A 6,161-nucleotide genomic window follows, 5' to 3' on the forward strand; every position below is an offset into this window, starting at 1 on the left:
GGGCGGCGAGCAGATCGACGTGGGAGACCGCCAGCGCGCCGGCAGAGAGCGCCCAGGCAAAGGCGGCCAGCGCTGCGACGACGAGGGCAAGAAGCACCAGCCGGGCGCGCTGGCGCCCGCGCCGGCCGGCGCGGGAACGCGTTGCCGGGGTGGTGGCGGGGCCGCGGGTGGCGAGGTGGAGCTCGTCGGCCATCGTCAGAAGGCCGCCTGCGGGCGGAAGGTGTCTGGGTTCATGGGTGTGTTCATCGCCGGGCCGGGGGTTGCCCGCGGCCCGGTTTGGTTACGAATTACCTCGGGGCGTAGCGTACGCCGAAGAAGACGTTGGCGCCGGGGGTGTTGTAGCCGTAGGCGGTCTCGTACTGCTTGTCGAGGAGGTTGTTGGCCCGGCCTTCGAGGCTCCAGTCGGGCGTGACGGCGTACTTCACGAAGGCGTTGAGCAGGCCGTAGCCGCCAAGCCGGTCGCGCTCGGTGGCGGTGGCGAGGGAGCTGCTGCTGAAGCTGACCGCATCGTAGCGGCCGCCCACGCCCTGCAGCTCGACGCCGGCGGTGATGCGCTCGACTTTGCGGCTGACGCGGAAGTGGCCGCTCTGCTTGGCCCGGCGCGGCAGGCTGGCGTCGGAGTCGCGGTCCTTGGCGTCGAGGAAGTCGATGCCGGCTTCGAGGTCGAACCCGGCCAGCCGGGTGCCGCCCGCCAGCGACACGCCCTGCACCAGCGCTTCGCGCACGTTGGACGGCATCGAGCGGCCGGTGCTGGGGTTGCGGAAGGTGACGATCATGTCGGAGATGCGGTTGCGGAACACCGTGAGGCTGGCAAAGCTGCCGCCCTGCGACCACAGCAGGCCGATCTCCTTGTTGTAGGCGTTTTCGGGCTTGAGGTTGGCGTTGCCGAAGCCGGGGTAGTACAGCTCGTTGAAGGTGGGCGCCCGGAAGGCCGAGCCGATGCTGCCGGTGAAGCGCAGGCCGTTGGCGATCTGGTAGCCGTAGCCGGCGTAGCCGGTGGTCTTGCCGCCGTACTGGCTGTTCTCGTCGTGACGGGCGTTGAGTTGCACGGTGTGGGCGCCGAAACCGGCGGTCCAGCCTAGGAGCGCCGAGTTGACGGTGCGCCCGCCGTCGAAGGCGCCTTCGCTGAGCGCCTTTTGATGGAGGTTTTCGTAGGCGGCCATCAGGGTGCCGACGGGCAGGCGGATGTCGTGCTGCCAGGCGAGCTGGTCCTGGGTGGTGCGGATGGTGGAGCCGGCGGGCTTGCTGAGCATGAAGCCTTCGTAGCTATCCACCGACTGGCCGAAGCGCAGGGTGCTCGTCCAGCCGGCGGTCAGACGGTTGCGGCTGTGGAGGCTCCAGACGCGCTGGGCGGAGTTGTTGTAGTTGTTGAAGCTGGCTTCGCCGTCGTAGAAGTTGCGGCCTTCGGTGGCGAGGAAGGTGGCGCCCAGCTCGTGGCCGTCGGCGAGGCGGTAGCCCAGGTTGCCCGACATGCTGGTGTTGCGATACGGATCGTGGTCGGGGTTGTAGCCGGTGGCCTTGCGCATCTTGGCGCTGGTGCCTTCGGTCTCGGTGTAGCCGCCGCGCAGGGCGTAGCTAAGGCGCTCAGTGCCGCCAGTGACGCCGGCGGAGACTTCCCGCGCGCCGTAGCTGCCGGCGCCGGCAAAGGCGTCGATGCGCGGGGCGCCCTGGCCCTTGCGGGTGAAGATCTGGACGACGCCGCTCATGGCGTCGGCGCCGTAAAGGGCCGAGGCCGGGCCGCGGACGATCTCGATGCGCTCGATCTGCGACAGGGGGATGTCCTGCCAGCTGGCGGTGCCGGTGGTGGCGGAGCCGATGCGCATGCCGTCGATGAGCAGGATGGTGTGGTTGCCGTTGCCGCCGCGCATGAAGATGGAGGTGCTCTTGCCCGGGCCGCCGTTGGTGGCCATCTGGATGCCGGGCTGGCGGGCGAGGAGTTCGGGCAGGCCGAAGCTGGCGCCGGATTGCTCGATCTGGGCGCGGTCGATCACGGTGACGTCGGCGATGGCCTCGTCGGCGCGCTGGGCCTGGCGGGACGCGGTGACGACCACCACGGGTTGTTCGGCGTCGGCGGCAAGGCCGATGGCGGGGAAGGCAGTGGCCACGGCGAGGGCGGCAAGGGTGGGGCGGATGAAGGTCATGGAGGTCTCCCGAACCGGGCGGCGTCCCCGCCAACCCGGTGGTTTGCTGGTGGAAGCACCCGGGGAGAGGCTGGCCCGGGACGGTCGAAAACCGTCCGGCGTGCGCCTGCCACCACCCCGTGGCACTTCCGCTTGAGGCAACCGAGGCCGGTATCCGGGCTCGCAGTGGGGCGGGGCCGTTGAATCCGGCACCGCCGCGGCGCATCGCCTTCCCAGGCCGAAGGGCCCAGTGGCGCAGTGACGCGTCGTGTTCCTGCTTACCGTTGCGGGGGCAGCACAGGCCTTGCGGCTTTCGATGAAAGCGCGCTCACCTGTTTCCCGTTTAACCCCCGGGCCTGCTGGCCCGGGAGCACCTTGGTCACGTCGATCGGCCGGCAGCGGTGCCGCTGGCCGAAGGTTCCTGCTGGTTTGAAGCTGTGATGAAGCCCCGCGACTCAGCGGAAGTCGTAGCGCACCGAGCCGAACAGGGTGCGGCCTTCCGCCGGGTAGAAGTAGTAGTCGCCGGCGAAGGACGAGTACAGGGCGTAGGGCGCGTACTTCTGGTTGGTGGCGTTGGCGAGGCGCAGCTGCAGCGTCACGTCACGCACCTTCCAGTCGGCGTGCAGATCGAGGATGCCGTAGCCGTCGAGCATCTCCTTGGTGTTGTCGAAGTCGCCCCCGAAGCGGCGCTTGCCCACGTGGGTCCAGGTGGCGCCGTAGCGGCCGGCGGTGGCGGCGTCGAACACCGCGCCGACCCGGTACTTGAGGTTGGGCACGAGGGTGACGGTGTTGCCGCTGTAGGGGCCATCCACGAACTTGGCGTTCTGGGTGATGAGGCCGGCGTTGAGCTCGAGGTTACGCAGGGCGCGCCAGCGGGCTTCGAGTTCGAGGCCTTCGCGGCGGGTGCGGTCGAAGTTCTCGTTGGCGTAGGTGATGGGGTTGTAGCCGATCTCGTCGGTGAGGCTGAGGCGGTAGATGGCGCCTTGCACCATCAGGCCGTCGGCCTTGTAGCGGGCGCCGACTTCGAGGTTGGTGCCGTGCTGGGGCCGCACGTTGCCGCCGGTGAACACCGGGGCGTAGGTGAGCGGGTCGTAGCCGAAGAGCTCGTCGGTGTTGGCAAAGCGGAACACCTGGCCCCAGCGGGTGAACAGCCGGGTGCTGCGGTCGAGATCCCAGGCGAGGCCGGCTTCGAAGGCGTTGCGGGCGTGGGTGGCTTCGCCGTCGATGCCATTGGCGCGGTCTTCGGCGTGCTGGCGGACAATCTGCCGGCGCCCGCCCAGGGTGAGGTGCAGGTCGGAGCGGAGCGAGGTGGTGTTCTGCACGTAGAAGGCGCGCGAGAGCTGCGAGCCAGCTTGATCCAGCGCGACGTTGTCCACCTTGCCGTGGAACACATCCAGCCCGGCGACGGTGGTGCTGGCCAGCCCCGCCAGGCCATGGCGCCACTGCAGGCGCGGGGTGAAGGCGGTGGTGTCGCGGTTGGCGATGTAGGGCGTGGCGCCGTACACGGCGTTCTGGCGCGAGGTGTTGTAGGTGATCTCGCCTTCGAGCATCAGGGTGTCGGTGATGGCGTAGCGTACGCCCGGGCGCAGGCGGTAGCCCTCGCGCTTCTGGTGGTCGGTGAGGCTGCGGGCGCGGGAGGCGTCGGCGTCGTAGTCGGCGCGCTTGATGGAGCCCGGCAGGCCGTTGGAATCGCCGTAGGCGGCCACGTCGACGAAGACTTCGCGCTCGTCGCCAAGGATGTGCCCGACCCGGCCGGAGACGGCGCGCTGGTCGCCCTGGGTGTTCTTGCGCCAGCCGTTCACGTCGGCGTAGTTGGCGAAGATGTTGAAGTAGGTGGCGTCGGCCGAACCGGCGGCGGATACATCGACCCGGCGGTAGCCGTAGCTGCCGAGGGTGAGCCCGGCGCTGGCGCGGGGGGCGCCGGATTTGTCGGTGATGATGTTGATCACGCCGCCCACGCTGCGGTCGCCGAACAGCACGCCGCCGGTGCCACGCATCACTTCGACGCGCTCGACGTTGTGCAGCGGGATGGCCGACCAGTCGATGCCGCTCATGTCCACCGGGTTGAGGCGCTGGCCGTCCACGAGGATCAGGGTGTTGCTGCCGGCGGATTCGCCGAAGCCGCGCAGGTCGACCACCGTGTCGATGCCCAGCGCGCCGGACATCGGGCGCACATCCACGCCGGCGGCCATGCCGAGCACGTCGGGCAGGCTGGCGCCGCTGCGGACGATGTCGTCGCGGCTGATGCGGGTGAGGCTGACGGGGGCTTTGGAGTCGGCGTCGTCGAAGCGGCTGGCGCTGACGACGACTTCGGGCTGCACGTCGGCGGCATGGGCCGGCGCGGCAAGGGCGGCAGCCACGGCGAGCGCGACGGCGGAAAGGCGGTTGATCATTTTTATGTGTTCTCCCTGGCCCGCTGGCGTCCCCGCCGGATCGGGCAAATCATGTGTGGAAGCACGTGAGGGGAGAAACCGCGAGATGCGCCGGAGAACACCGGCCGCGCCCGTCGCCACCACCCCGTGGCACTTCCGCTTGGTGTGTCCGAGGCCGGTATCCGGGCTTGCAGGCTGGGCCGGGTGGATTGACCACCGGCCGCGGCGCGTCGCCTTCCCAGGTTGAAAAACCCAGTGGCTCATTGACGCGCCATGCACCTGCTTACCGTTGCGGGGGCAGCACAGGCATGACGGCTTCGAGGAAGACCGCGCACCTGTTTCCCGTTTAACTCCTGGGCCGGATGGCCCGTGGAGCACCTGGAGCACTTTGTTGCCGGCAGACATCGCCGCCGGCACACAGCCTGCGATAATACCACCAATTCAGACACTTCCGGATTTCCATGAGCTGCGAACTGATCCTCGGCGGCGCCCGTTCGGGCAAGAGCCGCCTTGCAGAACAACGGGCCGCGGGCAGCGGCGCTGCCGTGCATGTCATCGTCACCGCCGAGGCGCTGGACGCCGAAATGGACGCCCGCATCACCCGCCATCAGGCCGACCGCCCCGCCGGCTGGCAGGTGGTCGAAGCGCCCCGCCAGCTCGCCGCGGCCCTCGAGGCCACCGCCGCGCCCGATCGCTGCGTGGTGGTCGACTGCCTGACCTTGTGGCTCGCCAACCTGCTGGACGGCGCCGAAACCCTCGCCCCCGGCGAAGGCGCCGAGTTGCTGCCGATGTTCGCCCGGGAGCGCGCCGCGCTGCTCGACCTGATCCCCCGCCTGCCCGGCCGGGTGATCTTCGTCGCCAACGAGGTGGGCCTTGGCCTGGTGCCCGAAACGCCGCTCGGCCGGCTGTTCCGCGACGAGGCCGGCCGCGTCAATCAGGCCGTGGCGGCCCTGTGCGAGCGGGTGGTCTTCGTCGCCGCCGGCCTGCCGCTGGTCCTCAAGGACACGCCCCGCCCCTGACCCCACTTCCCACCCTTCCCATTTCCCACCACCCGCCCCGCCCTGCTAGCATCCGCCGCTTCGCCCCGCCCCCGCCGCCGTCATGACCTACGCCATCGCCCGCCCCGACCAGGGCATCGCCGCCGCCCTCCAGCAGCGCATCGACACCAAGACCAAGCCCCTCGGCGCCCTCGGGCGGCTCGAAACGCTGGCGAAGCAGATCGGGCTCGTCCAGCAGACGTGCTCGCCCGAACTGCGCCAGCCGCAGATGCTGGTCTTCGCCGGCGATCACGGTGCGGCCAAGGCCGGCGTGTCGGCCTACCCCCAGGACGTGACCTGGCAGATGGTCGAGAACTTCCTGGCCGGTGGCGCCGCGATCAATGTCTTCGCCCGCCAGATGGGCCTCGGCCTGACGGTGGTGGATGCCGGCGTGGCCCATGATTTCCGCCCGCGCCCCGGCCTCATCGACGCCAAGCTCGGTGCCGGCACCGCCAACTATCTCGAAACCCCGGCGATGGACGCCGCCACCCGCGACGCCGCCCTGGCCCGCGGCCGCGAGCTCGCCCGCGCGCTGGCCGCCAACGGCTGCAACGTGGTCGGCTTTGGCGAGATGGGCATCGGCAACACCGCCGCCGCGTCGCTCCTCACCCATTGCCTCACCGACGCGGCGG

At 69.9% G+C, this 6,161-nt stretch carries 5 protein-coding genes and 2 riboswitches; of the genes, 2 read left to right on the forward strand and 3 right to left on the reverse strand.

All coding sequences use genetic code 11. From position 1 onward, the window contains the following. From QQK25_RS21840 to QQK25_RS21850, 3 genes are all read right to left on the reverse strand, one after another. A partial coding sequence (locus QQK25_RS21840) for a hypothetical protein (protein ID WP_284189855.1) occupies nt 1–193 on the reverse strand: 193 nt, incomplete at its 3' end. 94 nt (nt 194–287) lie between these two features. Further along, nucleotides 288–2,141 (reverse strand): TonB-dependent receptor domain-containing protein, encoded by a 1,854-nt coding sequence (locus tag QQK25_RS21845; RefSeq protein ID WP_284189856.1) that lies wholly within the window; start codon nt 2,139–2,141, stop codon nt 288–290. Between the two features lie 128 nt (nt 2,142–2,269). After that, a riboswitch (cobalamin riboswitch) is annotated at nt 2,270–2,513 on the reverse strand. A gap of 62 nt (nt 2,514–2,575) precedes the next feature. Continuing rightward, nucleotides 2,576–4,513 (reverse strand): TonB-dependent receptor, encoded by a 1,938-nt coding sequence (locus QQK25_RS21850; protein WP_284189857.1) that lies wholly within the window; start codon nt 4,511–4,513, stop codon nt 2,576–2,578. Nucleotides 4,514–4,648: 135 nt separating this feature from the next. Next, nucleotides 4,649–4,889: riboswitch (cobalamin riboswitch) on the reverse strand. Between the two features lie 64 nt (nt 4,890–4,953). Between QQK25_RS21850 and cobU the strand changes: the two genes are divergently transcribed. Together cobU and QQK25_RS21860 are read left to right on the forward strand one after the other, a co-directional pair. Then, nucleotides 4,954–5,511 carry a bifunctional adenosylcobinamide kinase/adenosylcobinamide-phosphate guanylyltransferase gene (gene cobU, locus QQK25_RS21855; RefSeq protein WP_284189858.1) on the forward strand — a complete coding sequence of 186 codons (558 nt, stop codon included), beginning with the start codon at nt 4,954–4,956 and terminating at the stop codon, nt 5,509–5,511. A gap of 82 nt (nt 5,512–5,593) precedes the next feature. Further along, nucleotides 5,594–6,161, forward strand: a 568-nt coding sequence (locus QQK25_RS21860; protein ID WP_284189859.1) for a nicotinate-nucleotide--dimethylbenzimidazole phosphoribosyltransferase, incomplete at its 3' end; no start/stop codon positions are given.

Source organism: Zoogloea oryzae, from assembly GCF_030161255.1.
Classification (GTDB): domain Bacteria; phylum Pseudomonadota; class Gammaproteobacteria; order Burkholderiales; family Rhodocyclaceae; genus Zoogloea; species Zoogloea oryzae.

What these genes read in the sequence shown, in the direction of transcription:
- QQK25_RS21845 (WP_284189856.1), bottom strand. Translation starts at nt 2,141, where the DNA reads ATGACCTTCATCCGCCCCACCCTTGCCGCCCTCGCCGTGGCCACTGCC.
- cobU (WP_284189858.1), top strand. Translation starts at nt 4,954, where the DNA reads ATGAGCTGCGAACTGATCCTCGGCGGCGCCCGTTCGGGCAAGAGCCGC.
- QQK25_RS21850 (WP_284189857.1), bottom strand. Translation starts at nt 4,513, where the DNA reads ATGATCAACCGCCTTTCCGCCGTCGCGCTCGCCGTGGCTGCCGCCCTT.